Origin of the sequence: Polaribacter sp. BAL334, assembly GCF_015767435.1 — a bacterium.
In the GTDB taxonomy this organism is placed as follows: domain Bacteria; phylum Bacteroidota; class Bacteroidia; order Flavobacteriales; family Flavobacteriaceae; genus Polaribacter.
On record NZ_JADWOV010000317.1, the window covers coordinates 200359 to 223394 of the forward strand.

Below are 23036 nucleotides of genomic sequence, written 5' to 3' on the forward strand. Positions count from 1 at the left end.
TTTCAAGCACTTCAAAATTTAAATATTTTTATTTAAATTAATTTTTTAGCTCATAATTATTAAAAATACATCTAAAAACTACGTGTATGAAGATTTTAAAAACAATACTTTTTTATCTCTCTTTTTTTAGTTTTTTTTCAGTTTTGTCTCAAAATAAAGAGGTAATAAATCAAAAAAACAAACCAAATATTTTATTGATTTTATCTGACGATCATAGTTATCCTCATTTAGGAAGTTATGGTGATGCAAATGTTTTAAAATATCAAATTACACCTAATTTAGATGCTTTTGCAAAAGAAGGAATGCGTTTTGATAGAGCGTATACTTCTGCTCCACAATGCGCCCCATCAAGAATTTCTATGTTTACAGGTTCTAGTCCAGTAAGTATTGATGTGTCTAGATTTGGTGAACCAGCAAGAAAAGAAGTAGACTTTTTTACAGACATTTTAAAAGCAAATGGATATTGGGTTGGTTTGGATGGCAGAAATCATCATTTAGATGGTGCTTTAGAAGGCAAAAATAACAGGATAGATGAAATTCTAAAAATGGGAGGAATGAAAAATCTAGACGAACGTTTTGATCATGTAGCTAAAAACAACACAAAAAAAGACAACCTTTTTAAAGTTCCACAAAGGATACATTCAATTTTAGACGAGGTTCCTCAAAACAAACCCTTTTTCCTTTATTTCGGATTCAATCAACCTCATAGAATGTTCGATGACGATTTTGAAGAAATAAATCCCAACGATTTGGTTTTACCACCCGATTTTCCAGACTTACCAGAAATTAGAAAAGATTATGCTCGCTATCTTTCAGAAGTACGAGATATGGACAAAGGTTTTGGTTTAATTATGGAAGTATTGAAAAAAAGAGGGATTGATAAAAACACCATCGTTATTTTTATGGGCGATAATGGTGAAGCTCTTTTAAGAGGAAAAGGAACGCTTGCAGGAAGAGGAATCCACGTACCATTGCTAGTTCGTTGGCCCAATCAAATAAAAGAAAACACAGTTACATCAGCCTTAGTAAGTGGTGAAGATATTGCACCTACAATACTAGATATCGTTGGTTTAAAGTTCACGAAAGATATTACAGGAATCAGTTTCTTAAATACTCTAAAAGATTATGAAAGCGAAACTCGTAGTTATGTGTTTGCAGAAAGAGGTTTTCATGCGGGTCCATTAACCAGAACAGACGGATTAGACTTATCAAGATCTGTAACCTCAAAAAAATTCCACTTTGTGTATAATGCCCTACCTAAACAAGAGTTTGCACAAGTGGATATGGTAAAAACGTTTGCTTGGGAAGATTTAGTGAACTCCTACAAATCGAATAAACTAAAAGAATTGCATAACAGATTATATTTTTACAATGAACGACCTGTTTTTGAATTATATGATTTAGAAAATGATCCCTATGAGTTAGTTAATTTATATGGAGACAAAAAATACAAAGAAATAGAAGAAACTCTGAGAAACGAAATGGAAAAAAAAATGCTTCTAGATCATGATTTTCTTCCTCTCCCCTCTGATGTAATTCAATACAATAAGAAAAAAAACAAAGGAGATGAATAAGTATTGTAAGTATGCTTGTTTATGTTTGGGAGTGATTTTATATACTTTAAAATCACACTCACAATCCTTGCCAATATCAAGTTATGGCACATGGGATAGAGGAGGTAAAATTACCGATTTTTCAGATCCAAAAGTTGATTTTGTGAAGGGTATTGAGGCGACAGCAAAATGGGAAGATATTGAACTTGTGAAGGGGACTTTTGATTTTTCTTCTTTTCAGACATCAATAGACAAAGCCTATGATAACAATGTATTAATTCGATTTAGTGTAGAGGTAGGACCAGATTCACCACTTTGGATGTATGATGACGATACAAATCCCAACAACAATCCATATCCTCAAATCCAAAAAGTGACAACAAGTGGAGGAAATGATAAAGACGGATGGCCTTTTTATCCAGAATATCTAAGCCAAACGTATCAAGATTACTTATGGATATTTTTAAATCAATTTTCCGATTTTCTAAGAAGTCAACCTCAAGAAAAATTTAATTTAATCGCATTTGTTCAGGTCAAAACCGGTTGTACTGGGGACGAAGTTCCTTATAAAGGAAATGTTGATAATCCTATTTATGATATATCGGATAAAAAATGGTTCGACTTTCGATTAAAAATGTTTCAGAAATACAAAGAGTTTTTCAATGATGTAAATGATAGGAAAATTGTATTGTCATTTAATGATATAGACCCAGGAGACCCCAATGAAGAATACGCTTGGACTTGGATTACAACTCAAATTGACCCTGCAATTGGTTTTGGAATAAAAGGAGGTGCATTTAATAGAGGCCATCATTTATCAGCGGAAAAAAATTATAAGGAATCTCTTTACAAGTATTTAGTGAATCCTAAATTGCCAATAAAAACATTTTCTGCATCCGAAATGGATGGCACTACACAGAGTGAGTATTTTCAAATCTGTGAAGATATGAGTTATTATTGGGCAGCGCTTGGAGGTATCAATGTAGGCTTATCAACCACTAATTTAAACCGTGTTGCCATGGATTATGCGATAAACAGTCCAATTGGTACAGAAACCTTTAGAATGTTCACCAGATATGCACAACAGGTGTATCCTGAAACTGCTACCACTGCTTTTTCTATATTTCATGATGGCTTAAATTCTGCGGATAAAGTTCGATTTCCTGAGAGTAAATTCGGAAAAAGTACTATGGACAATCAAGATCGTTATGTAGCAATATGTAATGACCCAATATATAAAAACAGAGGTGCACGAATGGATGACGTATTTGCTGCTACTAAAGGGCAAGTGTATCAACGTGCTAGTCAAACAGGATTAAACGACGCTGGTTGGAATATAGCTGAGGGAAATATAGAACGTTTTTTTACGCAAATTAATCCGAATGAAACATCCATTGGATTATTTAGAGTTCGCGGAGAAATTACCTCAACATCCTCAAAATACGATCGTTTTGCACGTTCCTTTGAAAATGCAAATGGCAAAAATACCATGTATTTTAAGTTTGATGAGGAGGTATTTTTAAATTCAACCCCAAAATCATTACACTTCAAAATTATTTGGTTAGACAAAACTGCGGGTTCAAAATGGTCATTTCGATATAAATCCCCAACAGGTTTAAAAGATGCTATTCAAGTTACAGGGATTGGAGATAATACTTGGAAAGAGGTAAATTTCACCATTACAGATGCAGTAGTTGATCGTTCTGGAGTATTTGGTTCCGATTTTATCCTTGTAAATACAGATACTATTGATGACATTTTTAATGGTATTGAAGTAGGTATTGAAAGAGCAAGTTTGTCAGTAAGCTCAAATGATGCTATTCCAATTGATTTTGTTTCTTTTTTTAATCAAAATGAATTCAATGTTACTATGAACTTTAATACAAATTCAAAAGCCAATATTAAACTATATACGATTAACGGAAGTCTTATAATTTCAGAAGATATCGAATTAAAAACAGGAAATACTATTTTTTCTAAAACCTTGGCAGTAGCTTCAGGAATTTATATTGCAGTAGTAACAACAGAGGGTAAAACAGGATCACAAAAACTAATAAAAAATTAAAGATCTTTTCGATCTTAAGAAAGAACAAATCATTAAAAATCTTAAAAATGAAAATTCAATCAATAAAGTATGTTTTTTTTGGAATGGCATTATTTTTTGCCCCAAAAGCAGTAAAAGCTCAAAAAGTAGCCGTACCAATTAGTGCTTATGGCGTTTGGGATCGTGGAGGAGGAATTGACGACTATTCAGACCCCAAAGCAGATTTTGTAATGGGTATTGAAGTTTCTGCAAAATGGTCTGATGTTCAGCCAAAAGGGGCAAATAAGTTTGATTTTTCAATATTTCAAAAGGTTTTAGACCAAGCAGCCAAATACAAGAAAATTGTAAAAATGAGTATTGATGTAGGTCCCTACTCTCCTCTTTGGATTTATGAAAATGGCGTTCCACTAGTAAAAGTAACAAGTGATAAGCCTGAAAAACATGCCGAAAAATTTGTAAACTATCCTTTTTATATCAATGAGGCTCATAAAACATATTATTTTGAGTTGATTAAACAATTTTCGTTGTTTTTAAGAAATCAACCTCAAAACAAATTTGATTGTATTGCTTTTGTTCAAGTAAAAACAGGGGCTACTGGTGATGAATCACCTTATAAAGGAAAACCTGATAATGCGGATTATAAAATCACAAATGAGCAATGGGAAAATTTTCGTATTGAATCATTTACGCAATTCAAAAAATATTTTAATGACGTACCTGACCATCAGATTGTTTTGATTTTTAACGGTGTAGATGAGAAAAAACAACCCGAAGTAAGAGATTGGGTAATGAATACTATTGATCCTAGTATTGGTTTTGGGATTAAAGGAGGTGCATATAACAGAGGACATCATCTATCTGATGAAAAATCATTTAAAAAACAATGGACGCCCTATTTAGTGAATCCAAAAGGGATGAAATTGTTCTCGGCATCAGAAATGGACGCTTCTTGGGGTAAGCCTATTTTTAATATTAACAAAGAAATTGGTTTTTATTGGGCTGCGTTGAGTGGAATGAATACAGGGATTTCTTCTACCAACATGCAAAAAAATGCGGTAAAATATGGATATGAGCATAAAGAGATTAGTGATATTTTTAGAATGACTAATAAATATTACCAACAAGTATATCCTAAAACAGCAACAGCTGCAGTTTCTATATTTCATGAAGGTTTAAATTCAGCGGATACCAAAAAATTCCCTGAGGATAAATATGGAAAAGCAAATAGAGGTAACCTAGAACGCTATACAAACATTTGTAAAGCATATGAAGCTAGAGGTGCTAAAATGGATGATTTAAAAAATGTAACGGAAGGTCAAGTAAATCAGCGTGCCTGGCAAAAAGGATATAATGATGCTGGTTGGGATATTGAAGATGGAAATTACGAACGATTTTTAATGCAAATCAATCCTGATGAAACCTCTATTGGATTGTTTAGAGTTCGTGGTAAAATTGATAAAAAATCATCTAAATACGATCGTTTTGCGCGTTCATTTGAAAATGCGACTGATAAAAATACCATGTATTTTAAATTTGATGATGAGATGTTTGCTGATTCAAAACCTAAAAGTTTAAAATTTAACATTACTTGGCTCGATAAAAATGCAGGCTCAACTTGGGCATTAAAATACCACAATGGAAAATTATTAAAAACAGCTATTGAGGTAAAAGGAAAAGGTGACAACCAATGGAAAACTGTTGTTATTGATATAGCTGATATGGAATTAAATCACAAAGGAGAGATGGGCTCAGATTTTATCTTGGTCAATACAGATAAAGTAGATGATATTTTTAATGGAATTGAAGTGGATATAAAAAGATAAAATGAAGTTTTTAAAAATATACGGTTGTTTAATTTGTTGTGGCATTTTACTAACTTCTTGCAGTAATAGTAAGAAAAGTAGTGAGTTAATAAACTTCTTAAAATCCGAAGATTTTCAAAAAACGGTGAATGGCCAACCTGTTGATTTATATTTTCTGAAAAATAAAACGATGCAAGTAGCAATCACCAATTATGGGGGAAGAATTGTAAGCATTTTAACACCTGATAAAAATGGTGAATTAGCAGATATTGTTGTTGGTTTTAAAAGTATTGATGACTATTTGAATGCTAAGGCACCTTTTCACGGCGCTTTAATAGGGCGTGTGGCAAATCGAATTGCAGAAGGTAAGTTTTCTATAAATGAAAGGGAATACAACTTACCAATTAACAACGGAGCCAATCATTTACATGGAGGTCCAAAAGGATTTCACAATCAAGTTTGGGAGGTAAAAAAAGCAAACGATGCGGAACTAGTATTACACTATGTATCTGTGGATGGCGAAATGGGCTATCCAGGCAATTTGAGTGTCGAGGTAACCTATGCGTTAAATGCTAAAAATGAATTGTCAATTTTTTACAAAGCAGAAACAGATCAAAGTACACCTTTTAACCCAACAAATCATGCTTTTTTTAATTTAGCCGGTTCAGGTAGTGAAAACATATACAATCATGAGCTTTTAATTAACGCGAATTTATTTACAGCGTTAGATTCAGTAAATCTTCCTGCAAAAAAAATGAGCGTAAAAAACACACCATTTGATTTTACTTCACTTAAAAAAATAGGAAAAGATATTGATTCAAATGAAACAAATCAACAACTAAAAAGAGGAAATGGTTATGACCATAATTTTATTCTAAATAAAAGAAAAACGAATGAATTAAACTTGGCAGCTACTGTAATCGAGTCAACAAGCGAAAGAAAAATGGAGGTGTTAACCACAGCCCCTTGCGTTCAGTTTTTTACTGGAAATTTTTTTAATGGTTCAGATATTGATAAAAATGGGAAACCTATAAATTACAGAGCATCTTTTGCTCTAGAAACGCAACAGTACCCAAATGCTCCTAATTTGAAGGATGTGCTCTCAATAATTATAAACCCAGGTAAAACATACAATTCAAAAACAATGTACAGATTTTCAGTGTTGAACCAACATTATTAAGGAATGAAAACAAACAAAAGGAACACGATTATTTGTATTGGGAACGAAATCAAAGTCAAGCAATTAGAAAAGCCGATATGAAAACAACTATCTTTATAACAAGGCATACTTGAGAAAATCTATTGAAATTTACAACCTTTTAATCAATCCAAATGAAACAAATAATCTAGCAGATTCTCACATTGAATTAAAGAAAGATAATTATAAAAAATAGTATAAGAAAGAAATTTAATTATTTAAAAACAAACAAATGAAGTTAGTAAAATCAGCAATTACCTTAATAATATTAATCATATTTAGTAGCTGTGCTCAAAAGAAAACGGAAGCATTTAAAAAACAACCCAATATTGTAATCATTTATTTGGATGATTTAGGGTATGGAGACCTAAGTTCTTATGGAGCTACTGAACTTAGCACTCCAAATATTGATGCTTTAGCAAATGGAGGAGTACGTTTTACAAACGGATATGCAACATCTGCAACCTGCACACCAAGTAGATATGGTTTGCTAACGGGTGTGTATCCTTGGCGAAATAAAGACGCCAAAATATTGCCAGGAACTGCGCCTTTATTAATCGGGACAGATCAAATGACCATTGCAACAATGCTAAAAAAAGAGGGTTATCAAACAGGAGCCGTTGGCAAATGGCACTTGGGTTTAGGAACAGGAATTGTTGATTGGAATAAAGAAGTAACACCAGGGCCAAATCAGGTGGGTTTTGAGTATTCGTATATTATGGCTGCAACACAAGACCGAGTGCCAACTGTGTATATTGACAATGGTTTTGTGGATGGATTGGATCCAAATGATCCTATTGAAGTTAATTACGATCAAAACTTTGAAGGTCAACCAACAGGAAAAGACAATCCTGAATTATTGCGAATGAAATGGCATCATGGTCATAATAGTTCCATAGTAAATGGCATTCCAAGAATTGGTTATATGAAAGGTGGTGAATCTGCAAAATGGACAGATGAAGATATGGCAGATCATTTTCTGAAGAAAGCACAAACCTATGTAAAAAATCATAAAGAAAAACCGTTCTTTTTGTATTACGCAATGCAACAGCCTCACGTTCCAAGAACTCCACACAAACGATTTATAGGTGCAACCAAGTTAGGCCCAAGAGGTGATGTAATTGCAGAGGCAGATTGGGCTATTGGACAATTTATGAAAACATTAAAAGAAGAAGGAATTTTAGAAAATACACTTGTAATATTCACCAGTGATAACGGCCCAGTTTTAAATGATGGTTATTATGATGATGCTATTGAAAAATTAGGAAATCACAAACCAAGTGGTCCTCTGCGTGGTGGAAAATACAGCTTATTTGAAGCAGGAGTTCGTGTACCATTTATTACCTATTGGAAAGGAAAAATTAAAGCAACAACTTCGGATGCTTTGGTGTGTCAATTAGATTTATTAAATTCTATTGCTGCACTTGTTGGAAGTAAAGATTCTGCTAAAGATAGTCAAAACTTGTTGGCAACTTTTATGGGAGAAACCAAATCAGGTAGAGAGGAGTTGGTAATTGAAGCTACTACAAGAACCGCTTTCAGAAAAGGAGATTGGTTACTGATTCCTCCATACAAAGGAAATGCAATTTTATCAGAAGTAAATATAGAAATAGGAAATTCGGATGTTTTTCAGTTGTATAATTTGAAAGATGATGTAGGGCAACAAAATAATTTAGCAGCGTCAAAACCAATATTGTTGCAAGAATTGATAAAATCCTTTGAAGCTATTAGAGGATTGGATTATAAAAATGTAGAAAAAGTAGAACTAAAATAAAAACAACTATTTATGAAGTCAAACATTAAAATTAAAAGCATCCTAAGTATTGGTACTTTATGTATCCTATTTTCGTGCAGTGCTCAAATAAAAAAAGAGGTTGAAACGAAAGCTAAAATAGCAAAACAACCCAACATCATATATATTTTAGCCGATGATTTGGGGTATGCAGATCTTTCTGTTTATGGCCAACAAAAAATAAATACACCCAATATTGATCAATTAGCAAAAAATGGGATGTTATTTACGCAACATTATGCTGGGTCAGCTGTGTGTGCTCCATCAAGATCGTCTTTAATGAGTGGTCAGCATACAGGGAAAACGTCTATTAGAAATAATTCTAAAGCACCTAATGTTGATGAAGGTCAACCACCAATGAGTGCAGAAACAATTACAGTTGCAGAAATACTTAAAAGTAAAGGCTATGCAACAGGCGCTTTTGGAAAATGGGGTTTAGGATATGTTGGCTCAGAAGGTGATCCAAACAACCAGGGATTTGATGAGTTTTTTGGCTATAATTGTCAAACTTATGCACATCGTTTTTATCCAACTCATTTATGGCAGAATAGAGAAAAGTTCATTTTAAAAGGGAATGATTGGAAAAATAAAGTAACCTATTCTGCAGATGTAATCCATGAAAAAGCACTGGGTTTTTTAGAAAAAAATAAAAACAATCCGTTTTTCTTATATTATCCATCAACATTACCGCATGCAGAATTAGTTGTGCCAGAAGATAAACTTTTTAAACAACAAAAAGAAAAATTTGGTAAAGAGGTTCCTTATGTAGGGAAAAAAAATGACAAAGGATTAGATTATGATGATAACCTTGTAATTAAAGAATATGCTACCCAAAAAAATCCTCATGCAGCTTATGCAGCAATGGTTTTACGATTGGATAGACATGTTGGAGAAATTATGGCTAAAGTGAAAGAATTAGGGCTAGAAGAAAATACGATTATTGTTTTTTCTAGTGATAATGGACCTCATGCTGAAGGCGGTGGAGATCCAGAATTTTTTAATAGTAATGGCATTTTTAAAGGAATTAAAAGAGATTTATATGAAGGTGGAATTCGTGAGCCAATGATTGTTCAATGGCCATCAGTTGTAAAAGCGGGTTCTACAACAAATCATGTTTCTGCTTTTTGGGATGTTCTAGCAACGGTTGCTGATATTGTGAATGTTCATGCACCAAAAGAAAGTCAAGGTATTTCATTTTTACCAACCTTATTGGGAAAACCACAAAAAGAGCACGAATATTTGTATTGGGAGTTTCATGAAAAAAAGGGAAGGCAAGCTGTTAGAACAGGAGATTGGAAAGGAGTACGTTTAGAAATGACAAACAATCCAAATGCACCCATTGAATTGTATGATTTAAGTATTGACCCTGGAGAAAAAAACAATATTGCAGCGAAATATCCTGAAATTGTAAAAAAGATTGATCGATACATGAAAGAAGCGCATCAAGAAAGTGACAGATACAAATTTGAATTTGAAATAAAAAAATAAGTTAGTTCAGTTCCCCCAAATTTTTTATTTAGTTAATTCGGTTTCTTTTCGTTGTTTCTCTTAGCATTTGATAGAAATAATAGAAAATAGAAACCGAATTTTTTTTTAAATATAGCTGTTTTACGTATAAAACTATTAGTATTTACTTTTAATAAATTTTAATATAATTGCGTAAGCTAAAAAAACATAAAGGTTATTCTCCCTTTTTGTTTTGAGATTTGTACTCTGTTGGAGAAATTTTATAGTAGGATTTAAACCACTTAGAAAAATATTGCGGATTAGAATGCCCAACAGCATAACCAATTTCTGAAATATTAAAATCTGATTCTTTTAAAAGATGCGTTGCTTTTTTTAATCGTACAGAATCAATAAATTGTTTCCCTGTTGTACCTGTTAAGATTTTAATTTTTCTAAAAAAGGTTGAACGACTCATGGCAAATGCATCAGCAATATTGTTAATGTTTAAGTTGTCTTCTTCAATATGTTCATTCACATATTTTAAAAGCTCATCAATAAATTCTTTATCTTTTGAATTGGTTGTAATATCAGTTGAATCAGTATATTCATTGGTTAAAAATAAATTTTTAAGTTTATTTCTAGACTCAATAATATTTTTAATTGTTAAACTTAAGAGTTTAATATTAAAAGGTTTAGGTATAAAATAATCAGCACCAGATTCAACACCATGCAACTGACTTTCCATATCGCCCATTGCAGTTAGTAAAATTATTGGAATGTGAGAGGTGTTGATATCATTTTTAAGGGTTTCACACAATTCAATTCCGTCTATTTCAGGCATTACAATATCACTAATTATTATATCAGGTTGCAACTCGTTGGCTATTTTAATACCACTTGCACCATTTTCAGCAGTAAATACATTATAGTTATCAGAAAAGAAACTGCTGATGCTAAGGAGCAATTCTGTATTATCATCAACATAAAGAATTGTTGGTTTAGATGAGTTTGAGGTTTTTTTATCATCATCTAGAGTAGTATTCTCTGCTGTTTCTTCTTCATCAAATTCAGTAGTATTTAAAACGCTTGGTAAATTGGTTTCCCATAATGCTCTATCCACTTTTTCTTCGGCAGAATATACGTTTTCATCTAAAGGTAAATTTAGCGTAAAAACGGAGCCTTTATCTAATTCACTTGCCACTGTAATATTACCTTTATGCAACTCAACCAACGATTTAGTGAGCGATAAACCAATACCAAACCCACTTACATACCTGTCAATATTACTACCCTTATTATAAAAACGATTAAATATTTTGGGTACGTGTTTTTTATCAATTCCAATTCCAGTATCAATGACTTTAACTTCTAAAAACTGATTGTTTTTTGAGGGTTGTATTTGAATATCAATGGTGCCACCTTCGTTCGTATATTTAATTGCATTTGAAATTAAGTTATAAATGATTTTTTCGAGTGCATTTTTATCAAACCAAAGGTATAATTCATCTGTATGTGTTGAAATTGAAAGTTTGATTCCTTTCTTTTTGGACAAACCATTAAAAGCAATTTTAGCACTTTTAAAAAACTGAATTACTTCGTCATATTGTACTTTTAAATTATAGTTTCCTGTTTCCATTTTACGTATGGCTAACAACTCGTTGGTGAGTTCTAAAATTCGGTGTACATTTTTGTCAATTGTTTTTGCTTCTTTTTCTTGTTGATGGTTTAATTTAAAATTTGAAAGAAGTTTTTCTATAGAACATAAAATAAGCGTTAAAGGCGTTCTAATTTCATGAGAAATGTTAATGAAGAACTCTATTTTAGATTCATTAACTTTCTCCATTTGCTCATGATATTGATTTTTTAAAAGTTCTTTATTTTTTCGTTGAAGGCGTTTTTTTGTAATTGTAGAAATTACATAGATAAATGAAAAAATAACAATCAAATAAATAAGGTAGGCAGGAAAAGTCATCCAAAAAGAAGGCTGAATTTTTAAATTTATAGAGCTACTTTTAGAAATCCAAGCGCCATCTTCATCAGATGTTTTTACTTCAAAAAGATAATTTCCTTTTGGTAAATTTGAGTACTCTGCAGTGTATTTATCTGTTTCAGTAGTGTTCCATTTTGTATCAAAACCTTTTAGTCGGTATAAATATTTTTGTTTTTTAGGATTGATGAAATTGGGTGAAATAAAATTAAACTTTATATTATTTTCAATATGAGATAAGGTAAGACTTCCTATAGAATCTTTAATAAGTCGTCTGTTATTTACATTTAAACCATTTATAATGATGTCTTTGATATCTACAGGCTCTGTAACTCCTTCATAAACAATGTAATCAGAAGAAAACGCGGTAATTCCTTTAACACCACCAAAATAAAAAACACCACTAGCATCTACATATGAAGCGTGTTCAGAAAATTCAAAGCCTTGAATACCATCATTAATGTCATAATTAATGATCTCATAGGTTTGTTTATTAAACTTTATCAAACCTCTGTTGGTACCTATCCATAAATTTTGTTGTGTGTCACTTTTTACAGATTGAATTAAATTACTTGGAAAACCATTATTTGTAGTAAATTTTTTTATTTCGGAAATGTCACCTTTAGGTAATAATTTAATATTAATAAGACCATCTCTAGACCCGATCCAAAGTTGATTTGTTACATCAATTAAAATATCACAGATGTATTCAAATGTTTCAGTTGAACTAAATGAGCTATTTATGGCATAAAACTCTTTGATCGAAAAATCGTTATTTAAAACAGCTTTAATAAGTCCACTTGATTGACTCCCAATCCAAAGAATATTATGAATATCATCATATTTAACAACACGAATTGTTTTTAAAGCATTCACTTTAATGGGAATCTCGTCATTATAATTAATGACATTCGTAATTTTAAAATCGTTAGTAAGAGTAAAACTTATAAAACTTTCTCTTGTTCCAATCCAATAATTATTCTTTGCGTGAGCGATTGAAAAAACAACATCTTGCATTTCATTATCAATAATTAATTTTTGGGTTTCAAAGTTGTTTTTATCAAAAGTTACCAAATACATTCCATCAGAAGTTCCTACCAATAAATGCGAATCATCAATTTCAGAGATTGCAAAAATAGATTTATTAGTAAGTAACGATTTTACGACCTTTTGATTTGTAATGTCATATATATAAAGACCTTCAAATAACGTACCTATCCAAAGTCGGCCAAATATGTCTTTTGAAATTGAACGTGTATTGTTAATAATAGAAGAATTGGAAGGCTCTTTAATTTGATAGTTTTTAAATTTTAAACCCGAATTGTTTTGATAAAAAACACCATTTCCTAAAGATCCAATCCATAAAGTATGATCACGTGATTTGTAAATACTTTTAATTTTTTTGCTATATAAATCAATAGAATTTATTTTAATATTTGAAAAATCCTCTTTCTCGAGTTTATTTTTCTCTATAAGAATAGCACCATCACTTCTTGAGGTAACAACAAGATTGTTGTCTTGGTCTTGTATTATATTTGTAATTCTTGAGAAGTTTACTGTAGTATTATTTTTAGGATATACTTTATTGATGGTATAATTTCCTTTTTGTTCTTTTAAGTGGTATAAACCATTGTTATCTGTCCCTACCCATAAATTGCGAAAATTATCCTCAAAAAAAGAGGTAATTACAATATTCTTTGAATCTTCAATTCTAATTTCATCAATAATGATTAATTGGTTATTTATAATTTTTGAAACGAAAACCATGTTATTAGTTGTTAGCCAATAACTATCATTATTATCTTTTTTAAAAATTTTTAAAGACTGAGAACTAAATGATGTTTTAATTTTATAAAGATCTATGTTTTTACAAATAGATTTTGCAATTTTTTCGGTAAAAAGCTTTTTCCCAGGATCAATAACCCAAAGACCTTGTGAGCTTGTTAGCATCACTTTTCCATCAATAAGTTTCATGGATTCTATACTATGACTGTAAATACTATTTTTAGAGTCGTATTTACTCATGTTAAAAAATTCCTCTGTAATTGGGTTAAAAACCGAAATACCTTGTGGAGTTCCCACCCAAATATTACCAGAGTTGTCTTGAATAATTAAATTTATAGTATTGCTACAAAGATCTTTAAAAGAATTTCCACCATAAAACGACTGAATAGTTATGCCGTTAAAGCGGTTAAGACCATAATGAGTTCCAAACCACATATAGCCATCTTTGTCCTGAAATATAGCAGTAACTCCATTTTGAGATAGTCCTTGCTTATTGTCAATATTCTTAACATTGATAATTTCTTCTTGTCCGTAAAAGAGAGAAGAAGAAATAAGTAAAAATAAAGCAACTAAAATTCGAATCATTAAATGGTTGTTATTGAAGTTTTAAAAAAAAAATTAGATTTTACAGAAAGCCATAATAAAATACGAATATATTATATTATAGCTTTTACTCAATATAATAATTTAATAAGAAAATTATTAATTCAAAGTTTCTGCAATGTTTACAATTTCTGAATTTTTAGTATAAGATTTATTGTGTAAAGATTTTCGCAATACATCAAAATCTCCGCCTTCAATCTTTAGGATAATTGAGCTTCGTTTTTGTAAGTTGATATTTAGTTTTCCTTTAGTAAAGGTATATTCTTTTTGTGAATCAGGGTTTAATATTTTTGATTTGCCAAATCCATCAAGTAAAAATTGTTGTTGTTTATCATCCCAATTAAATAATGCCAAATATACACCATCAATATTTTCAGCAAGCATAATATTAAAATTATCATCTTTTGTCATTGCATGATCCCACAAATCAAGAGGAATAAAACGTCTTGCTGTGTTGTATTTAAAGGCGTTTGTAATTAACTTTTTTCGCTCATCCCTTAAAGTAATTAAATTATCACTACTAATTTTTATACCTCCAAAAAGTGATATATAATTACTCCACATTTCGGCTTCGTTTAAAGTGGTAGTGCCTCCAAATTTTGTTTTTCCCCAAGCACGCTCTGGCTCTTCATCTTTACTATTTCTTACAACTAAATAGTCAGCATCATTTTGAACAACAGTATGGTTTAAATAAAAATTACCAGCGTTTTGAAAAGAGGTTGCTTTGTAATAATCAAAAGTTGGACTAATATCTTGGCCCGTTCTTAAACCATCTACAATACCGAGTGTGGGCCCAAAAATTGAAGAACAAGCAAGGAAGAAATCTTCATCAATACCTTCACGCATGGCTTTCAATCCAGCACGAGTTCTCTCAACACTGGTCATATTATTATTGAAAGATAAGATTTTGGTAACTGGCTTTGTGTTAATTTTATTGTTGACACCATGCTCTTCAAGAATACTCTCTAAAAGCCCATAACGCATAAAATCAATTTTAAAATAGCTGAAACCCCATTCTGTACGGATGGTTTTTAAAACGTTTTTCATATAAGCACAAACAGCAGGGTTGGAGTAATCAAAATAAATATATTCCATAAAAGTATCTCCTTTGTCTATGGAATAGCAGATTACTTCACCATCTTGATCTTTCAAAAACCAATCAGGATTTGATTTATATAGATCTGATTTTATGTCAGCTCTAAAACCATCCAAATGAATGCCTGCCCTATATCCTTTTGATTTTGCATACTCTGCGATCGCTTTCATACCACCTTGTAAATTATCGCGAACACTTAAATAATCACCTCTATTTGTCCACCAACCACCATCTATTTGAATGATATTTGCGTCTTTCGCATCTAAAGTAAGTTGATCAATATTTTTAATAACATCTTTTGTGTCAAATACTCGTCCATAATAATCCCATGTAGACCATCCTTTTAATTGCAAAGGCTCTTTGGGTTCTATGTCATGTTCTTTTGCAATTTCTTCCCCATATTTGAACAATAAATCTTGCCAAGAGCTATTAGAATCTAAAAGTATTTTTTCAAATTCAATGGTTTCTCCTGGTTTTAAGGGTTTTCCCTCACCATTTGCTTTTACGATAATTCCTTTTTTAAGGTCGTAAAAAAGATAGGGTAAGAAAGTATTCCATGTTAGGATTCCTGTGAATGAATATTGATTTTTTCCAAGTTCCAACATTTGGTAAGTATCACTCTTACTAAGCTGATCTGTTACAATTGTTTGACTGATAGGAGTTCTTCCCATGCAAGTTCCTCCAAAGATAAGTTTGGTATTATTTGAAACTCCTTTAGGAGGGCTAATAACAACACTTACAGAGTCAAGATAATCTGTATTATCACCCTTATTAGTGAATGAAATTTGCAAATATTTTTGCCCATTATAGTCATTCGTAATTTCTACTTTTGAAGAAATATTGTTTTTTTTTGTGAACAAAGTAACATCAATTTGTTCTTCTTTTTTGCTGGTGCAGTTTTGAAGGATGAACAATAATAATGACAGTAAAATTAAATTTCTTAAAAAATGCGACATGCTTTTAAACTTTTATCAAATTTCGGGAGTAAATTATTTTTTTATAGGTTGATAAAGTTTCAATAATTATGCTGTTTTGTTTCAATTGAAATCAAAACACAAGAATTAATAAATAACACATACCAAAACAATATTTCAAAACAAAAACATTTTTAGTTTATAAGAAATGATGTGTGTAAATTGAAACATAATAATAACTTGCTTATTTTATGGTTTTTTAGAGAACATTGTAAACAAATTCAAAACAGGCTTTATAAAAAAATAGAGGATTTTAATTTTTTTAGGCATTAAATTAAGTGTTGACACATTTTAGCAGGGTATTTGAAACTTATTCAACATCTATAATATAAACTAAACTGTAAATTTGTTTGGATAAACATTATTTAAGAACACTATTGAGGCTATTTTCTTAAAAGTATCATAAGTACTATGCGGTAAATGGATAATAAATGTTTAAAAAATCATGTCAAATGAATGTTTGTTTTCACAATTCTTAATAATACATTAAAAAATTAAAACGATTAAATATGCTTAAAAAACCTTTTGTTATTTTTTATCTTTTCATTTGGATAACTTCTTGTACTGCCCAAAAAACAGTTTATAATAATCCACCTTTGGTTTTAACAGAGAATGAATTATCTGATGGATTAGGATCTTTCAAAACTGATGATTTACCTAGTGTAACACCAAAAATTGGACTTTCATTAATTGATGATGCAACACCTATTATGGCTAAAATGTTTAAGATAGCATTAAACGATATTGAGCAAAATATAGTGAAAAACGAAGTAGGAACCTATTTTGCTGCTGGAAGACGCTACACAGATAAAGTGTATACTAGAGATATTGCATTTGCGGGTATTTTAGCACTGAATACAATTTTTCCAGAAGAAATGAAAAAATCTTTGATGATAACAAGAGAAGTTAGAGGTAAATTAGGTCATAAAGTTTCTGCAGAACATGTTATACCAGAAATTAATGTGCCTTGGGAAGTAATTTCTGATCATGAACCTGACGTAATGGCTCAATACAAAACAAATAGTTACACACGAAGAACAGATGATGTGGTTTGGATTTGGGCTGTTGATGATCTTTTCGAAAAAAATCCTGATATAGCAGATTGGAAATGGTTTTATACAACAGGGAAAGAAAATTTTGAAAGATTTTATGATCCTTGGTTTGACCCAAAGGATGGTTTATTTAGAGCACAACCTACCTTTCAAGATATTGCATCAAATGGAGGGTATCCTAAAGGGATGACAATTGCAGATTGTGTACTTTTAAAGGGAACATCCACAAATTGCATGTATTACAAAGCAATGCTTGCTATGGCAAATGCTGCAAAAAAGAACAACCTAAATGATGAGGCAAAAAATTGGTTGGTAAGAGCCGAAAAATTAAAAAAGGCAATTTTAAAAGAATTGGTTTTGCCTGATGGAACACTTACTTATTTCAAAGATCGTTATGGAAAAGTAATAAACAATCAACATAATTTAGGGACTGCATTTGCGGTACTTTTTGATATTGTTGAAGGTAAAGCTGCAAAAAAAGCGATTGATAATTATCCAATGACTGAATTTGGAACTCCATTAATTCACCCTTTTTTAGAAGGGGGTAAAGGAGATCATAATGCAGCTTCATGGCCTTTTTGTGACACCTTTTTTCTTCAAGCAAAAGAAAAAGCAGATAAAAAAGACCATACAGGTTATAACGCTGCTGTTCTTGCAAGAACTATGGGAACAAAATTATCAGAAAAACGCAATAAAGATTGGGGTGGTTTTGGCTCCTTTCATGAAAAAGTGGTACTTCCAAGTGGCCTTATTTCAGGCTCAGGACAGCAACTTTGGACATCAGCTGCATTCATAAATATCTGTTTAAGAGCAAATTTGGTAAATCTAAAAACTATCAATTAATATGAGAATTTCTAATAATTCAATTTCTGTTTTTATTTTATCATTTTTATTTTTTTCTTGTGGTACATCGCAAATTAATTCTCAAAAAAAATCAGAAAAACCAAATATTATTCTAATTCTGGTGGATGATATGGGGTATTCTGATATTGGTTCTTACGGAGGTGAAATCAATACACCTAATTTAGATAAATTAGCAAATCAAGGAGTTCGTTTTACACAAATGCACAACACTTCAAAATGTTTTCCCTCAAGAGCTACGCTACTCACAGGAGTATACGCCCAACAAAGCAACATGGGTGAGAATCCATCAAGTTTTCAAAATGCTATTTCTTTAGGTGATTTGCTAAAAACAGCAGGATATAGAACCTTACAATCAGGAAAAAATCATAGCAAAACATCATTATATGATTTTGGCTTTGATCGTGTTTACGAATTTTTTGGAGGAGCCACGAATCACTTTAATCCAGGTAAACAGCGCAAAGGAGAGCCACAACCAATTTTTAAAGGTGGTCCTGATACTTGGAATATTGATGATAAAGCATACAAACCTTATAATACTGATAAAGACTTTTACTCAACAGACTATTTTACAAAATACGCGATTTCTTATCTCGATGAATACAAAAAAGATACAAAACCTTTTTTCCTTTACCTTGCTTATACAGCACCTCATGATCCATTAATGGCATGGCCTGAAGATATTGCAAAATATAGAGGAAAATATGCTGTTGGCTATAAAGCAATTCGCGAAGCCAGATATAAAAAAATGGTTGAATTAGGTATGGTTGATGCTTCAATGAAATTATCTAAAGAAACTTTTAAAGATTGGGATTCTTTATCTGCTGAAGAAAAGGACAAAGAAGATTTAAGAATGGCAATTTATGCTGCTATGATTGATCGTATAGATCAAAATATTGGAAAATTATTAGATAAACTGAAGGAAACTGGAAAGCTTGAAAATACTTTGATTTTATTTGCTTCTGACAATGGTGCAAACTCAGTAGATGCCGAGCAAAATTATAAAAAAAGCAATGATAAATTAGGAGGCCAATTAGGTTCAGTATCTTATTGGGGGTCAACAGGAGAAGATTGGGCAAATGTGAGCAATACACCTTACCGATTTTTTAAAAATTTTAGTTATGAAGGAGGTATTTGTACACCATTTATCGCTTTTTGGCCTGGAGCTATAAAAAATGAGGGTGCTATTAACAATCAACCATTACATTTTGTGGATGTTATGGCTACTTTTCAAGATATTACAGCAGCAAAATATCCTACTAATTTTAGAAATCAATCAATCGTTCCAATGCAAGGTGAAAGTTTTCTTCCAGCCTTGCTTGGAAAGCAAATGGCTGAGCGCCAAAAACCAATTTTTTGGCAATGGGCAAAAGGGAAAGCAATACGTTTAGGTGATTGGAAAGCTGTGGCTAATAAAGACGTTTGGTCTTTGTATAATATGAAGGCAGACAGAAATGAAACCAATGATCTAAAAGGTAAAAAACCTGAAAAATTGAACGAATTAGTTAAATTATATGATGATTGGGCTACAATAAATGTTCAACCACCCAAAAAAAATAATAAATAAATTTTTTTTATTGAAAGTAAAAGATACAAAACTTTTTTTAAAAACTGTTACTCAAATTTAAGGATACATTCAATATTAAATCGATTTAAATAAACCAACAATACAATCATAACTACTAAAAACTAACAATCAATTAAAACTATGAAATTAACTAAAAAGAGATCAGTTCTCCTCCTAATTTTTCTGGGGATTATTCATTATAGCTTTTCACAAACAATTACTGTTTCTGGAACTGTTACTGATGCAAAAAAAAATCCTTTACCTGGAGTTGAAATTATTATTGCAAGTAAGAATATTGGAAAAATTACAGATTTAGAAGGGAAATACTCCATTTCCACTGAAAAAGGAGATAAACTAAGTTTTTTTTATTTAGGAATGGAAACAAAAGTTGTTACCATTACTGATCAAACCACTTTAGATATTATATTACTTGAATCTTTTGAAAATTTAGATGAAATTGTAATTATTGGTTATCAAACTGTAAAAAGATCAGATGTAACAGGTAGTGTATCAACCATTAAAGGGTCAGATATTGTTAAGCAACCCACACCAAATCTTGCTTCAGCACTTGTTGGTAAAGCCTCTGGTGTGTATGTTCGTACAACTGGCTCTGAACCAGGTGGAACTTCATCTATAAAAATTAGAGGATTAAATTCTATAAACGGTACAGGTGAGCCTTTGTATGTTATTGACGGTATTTATAGTGATGATATCGATTTTTTAAACCCTTCAGATGTTGAGTCAATCGAAATATTAAAAGATGCTGCAGAAACGGCAATTTATGGCTCAAGAGGAGCAAATGGTGTAGTACTAATTACTACTAAAAGTGCAAAAATAGGAAAAACTAATATTTCATATTCTCATTTTTTCTCGTATAAAAATGCGACAAGAGATTTAGATGTAGTAAACGCCAGAGAATACGCAACACTGTTTTATGAAATGAAGGCAAATACAGCAAATTTAACTATTCCTAATATACTTCCAAACGAAGAGATTCCCGGGTTTCCAGAAAACGATCCTGATAGTTGGGGCGAAGGTACCAATTGGTTAGATGAAACAAGTCAATTTTGGTCTTTAGTAAACCACGATTTTAAATTAAATTACGGAAAAGAAGGTTCTGCTATTGGTTTTGGGGTTAATTACGTAAGAGATGATGGCGCTTTTCAAGGTCAAAAGTACCAAAGAATGAATATTAATTTGAATGCCCAATTTGATGTTACTAAAGCAATTGAATTTGGATTTAAAATCAATGGAAATCGATCTGAGTTTGATCAATTAAGAGATGGGCAAAGAGCAATTGCATCCATATATGGAACAGCTCCAGTTATACCAGTATATAATGAAGATGGTAGTTATAACTTTAGCAATGTAATTGGAGAACCAAATCAATTTGAAAATCCTTTAGCGCGTTTGCTTAATTCTTTTGATGAAAATAATATAGACCGAGTATTAAGCAATTTTTTTGTGAATATTAATTTGGCTAAAAAATTGAAATTAGCGGTAAGTTTAAAATACAATTATACTGGACTTGATAGAAAAAATTATTTACCTTCAACAACATTAGAAGGCTCGCTTACCAACGGAAAAGCAAATGTTTTAAGCATTAAGACTGCAGATTTATTAAATAACTATATTTTAACCTACTCTTTAAATAAAGGTAAACACAATATAAACTTTCTTGGAGGGATGGAAATTGGAAAAAGGGTAAGAAACACATTAGATTCTGGCAATGTGACTGAATTTAATACTGATATTTATGGCCCTTTTAATTTAGGAGCTGGTGCTTTTGTTGAAGGATATGGCTCTGCAAAAATTCAAGAAACTTTATTAGGTTTTTTAGGAAGAATCAATTACAAGTTTAATGACAAGTATTATTTAACATTAACAGGGCGTTATGATGGATCTTCAAAATTTGGAGCCAACAATAAATGGGCTTTATTTCCTGGTGTTGCTGTTGCTTGGGATATGTCAAAAGAAAAATTCTTAGCAGATAGTAAGGTAATTAGTAATTGGAAATGGAGATTAAGTGCAGGGCAATCAGGTAGTTCTAGTATTTTACCATACCAATCACTAGGTTCTATTTACAATCTTGGATTAGCAGCATCAACTCCTACTTATGTTTTTGGAAATAATGAAGTTCAAGCAGAAGCACCTCAAAGTTTTGACAATCCTGATTTAAAATGGGAAGTTGCTACACAATATAATTTTGGCTTTGATATGAGTTTATGGAAAGGGCGTGTCAATATTAATGCAGATGTGTATTACAAGCTTATTGAAGACTTATTGGTAAGAAATTTTGTATTACCAGGAGTTTCTGGCTTTGAACAAACTACCGTAAATGCTGGAGACATGACAAATACAGGTGTTGATTTAAGTATTGGAGCAACCATTATTAAAAAAGAAGATTTTACATTTGCAACGAACCTTGTTTTCTCGCACTATAAAAATAAAATAACAAGATGGATTAGCGAAGCTCAATTAATTCGTGAACCGAAATACACAGGGTTTGTTGGTCAAGGCTATGCTTACGGAATTTTTTGGGAAGTCCCTCAATTAGGTATTTTTCCAGATCAAGCATCTATTGATAATTACACTTACACTGATCCTGTAACTGGTGATGTTTCTCTTCTTCAACCAAGTTCCTTACCAGGAGATATAAAGTATTTAGATACGAATGGAGATGGAAAAATTAATGCTGATGATCGAACTGAAATTGGCTCTCCTCATCCTGATTTTACATTAGGGGTAGGTATTGATTTAACCTATAAAAGATGGACATTTAATGCGTTTATAAATGCAGTAATAGGGAAGGATATTTACAATGGATCAAATGAAGAGTTATTAGATACAGAACAATTTAATACGAATAATTGGAATCAATCTTTTGGAGTAGCGTCAACAGTTTCTAGAAGAATGTTGAATAGATGGACGCCAGATAATACCATTACAGATATTCCAAGATTAGGATCTAGAGGCTTTGATGGGGTTTCTGCAAATTTAAGTAATGTAGAAAATGGCGATTATATCCGATTAGAAAATATTTCGTTATCTTATGATATTCCTATAGATAAAATTCCTTTCATCACTAGATTGTCTGTATTTGCAAGTGCTCAAAACGCTATTTTAATTACTAGATATAAAGGAACAGATCCTGAAAACAATCAACCAGATGCGGGTGGGTGGGCTACAAATCAAAGTCCAAATATAATGGCTCTTGATGATTTTGCCTATCCAAGACCAGCAATCTACACTTTTGGATTTAACGTTAATTTTTAA

At 31.4% G+C, this 23036-nt stretch carries 11 protein-coding genes; 9 read left to right on the forward strand and 2 right to left on the reverse strand.

Annotated elements, in window-relative coordinates; all coding sequences use genetic code 11:
• The first annotated feature begins 86 nt into the window (after positions 1–86).
• The 6 genes from IU405_RS12785 to IU405_RS12810 all read left to right on the forward strand — a co-directional run bounded on the left by IU405_RS12785 (position 87) and on the right by IU405_RS12810 (position 9877).
• Positions 87–1574 (forward strand): sulfatase, encoded by a 1488-nt coding sequence (locus IU405_RS12785; protein WP_197439003.1) that lies wholly within the window; start codon positions 87–89, stop codon positions 1572–1574.
• On the forward strand, positions 1567–3618 hold the full coding sequence (locus IU405_RS12790) for a T9SS type A sorting domain-containing protein (RefSeq protein ID WP_197439004.1): 2052 nt from the start codon (positions 1567–1569) through the stop codon (positions 3616–3618). Before IU405_RS12785 ends, IU405_RS12790 begins: the two co-directional genes overlap by 8 nt.
• Positions 3619–3665: 47 nt before the next feature.
• Positions 3666–5420: a T9SS C-terminal target domain-containing protein gene (locus IU405_RS12795; RefSeq protein WP_197439005.1), complete on the forward strand. Its 1755-nt coding sequence runs from the start codon at positions 3666–3668 to the stop codon at positions 5418–5420.
• A 1-nt stretch (position 5421) separates the two neighbouring features.
• The gene (locus tag IU405_RS12800) at positions 5422–6579 is read left to right on the forward strand and encodes an aldose epimerase family protein (RefSeq protein WP_197439006.1); all 1158 of its coding nucleotides are present in this window, start codon (positions 5422–5424) and stop codon (positions 6577–6579) included.
• A gap of 250 nt (positions 6580–6829) precedes the next feature.
• Positions 6830–8371, forward strand: a complete 1542-nt coding sequence (locus IU405_RS12805) for a sulfatase family protein (protein ID WP_197439007.1) — start codon at positions 6830–6832, stop codon at positions 8369–8371.
• Between the two features lie 12 nt (positions 8372–8383).
• On the forward strand, positions 8384–9877 hold the full coding sequence (locus tag IU405_RS12810) for an arylsulfatase (protein ID WP_197439008.1): 1494 nt from the start codon (positions 8384–8386) through the stop codon (positions 9875–9877).
• A 193-nt stretch (positions 9878–10070) separates the two neighbouring features.
• Here the strand turns inward: IU405_RS12810 and IU405_RS12815 are convergent, their stop codons facing one another.
• Both IU405_RS12815 and IU405_RS12820 read right to left on the reverse strand, forming a co-directional pair.
• Complete coding sequence (locus tag IU405_RS12815; protein ID WP_197439009.1) at positions 10071–14192, reverse strand: two-component regulator propeller domain-containing protein; 4122 nt, start codon at positions 14190–14192, stop codon at positions 10071–10073.
• Between the two features lie 117 nt (positions 14193–14309).
• On the reverse strand, positions 14310–16262 hold the full coding sequence (locus IU405_RS12820; RefSeq protein WP_197439010.1) for a glycoside hydrolase family 36 protein: 1953 nt from the start codon (positions 16260–16262) through the stop codon (positions 14310–14312).
• A gap of 527 nt (positions 16263–16789) precedes the next feature.
• On the opposite strand from IU405_RS12820, the gene IU405_RS12825 reads away from it, so the two are divergent.
• From IU405_RS12825 to IU405_RS12835, 3 genes are all read left to right on the forward strand, one after another.
• Complete coding sequence (locus IU405_RS12825) at positions 16790–18175, forward strand: hypothetical protein (RefSeq protein ID WP_197439011.1); 1386 nt, start codon at positions 16790–16792, stop codon at positions 18173–18175.
• Between the two features lies 1 nt (position 18176).
• Entirely contained in the window at positions 18177–19760 is a 1584-nt protein-coding gene (locus IU405_RS12830; protein WP_197439012.1) for an arylsulfatase, read from the forward strand.
• Between the two features lie 141 nt (positions 19761–19901).
• Positions 19902–23036 carry a SusC/RagA family TonB-linked outer membrane protein gene (locus tag IU405_RS12835; RefSeq protein WP_197439013.1) on the forward strand — a complete coding sequence of 1045 codons (3135 nt, stop codon included), beginning with the start codon at positions 19902–19904 and terminating at the stop codon, positions 23034–23036.

Bases quoted from the DNA above. Each gene is read 5' to 3' on its own strand.
- IU405_RS12825 (WP_197439011.1), top strand. From the start codon at position 16,790: ATGCTTAAAAAACCTTTTGTTATTTTTTATCTTTTCATTTGGATAACT.
- IU405_RS12810 (WP_197439008.1), top strand. From the start codon at position 8,384: ATGAAGTCAAACATTAAAATTAAAAGCATCCTAAGTATTGGTACTTTA.
- IU405_RS12800 (WP_197439006.1), top strand. From the start codon at position 5,422: ATGAAGTTTTTAAAAATATACGGTTGTTTAATTTGTTGTGGCATTTTA.
- IU405_RS12790 (WP_197439004.1), top strand. From the start codon at position 1,567: ATGAATAAGTATTGTAAGTATGCTTGTTTATGTTTGGGAGTGATTTTA.
- IU405_RS12820 (WP_197439010.1), bottom strand. From the start codon at position 16,262: ATGTCGCATTTTTTAAGAAATTTAATTTTACTGTCATTATTATTGTTC.
- IU405_RS12815 (WP_197439009.1), bottom strand. From the start codon at position 14,192: ATGATTCGAATTTTAGTTGCTTTATTTTTACTTATTTCTTCTTCTCTC.
- IU405_RS12795 (WP_197439005.1), top strand. From the start codon at position 3,666: ATGAAAATTCAATCAATAAAGTATGTTTTTTTTGGAATGGCATTATTT.
- IU405_RS12830 (WP_197439012.1), top strand. From the start codon at position 18,177: ATGAGAATTTCTAATAATTCAATTTCTGTTTTTATTTTATCATTTTTA.
- IU405_RS12835 (WP_197439013.1), top strand. From the start codon at position 19,902: ATGAAATTAACTAAAAAGAGATCAGTTCTCCTCCTAATTTTTCTGGGG.
- IU405_RS12785 (WP_197439003.1), top strand. From the start codon at position 87: ATGAAGATTTTAAAAACAATACTTTTTTATCTCTCTTTTTTTAGTTTT.
- IU405_RS12805 (WP_197439007.1), top strand. From the start codon at position 6,830: ATGAAGTTAGTAAAATCAGCAATTACCTTAATAATATTAATCATATTT.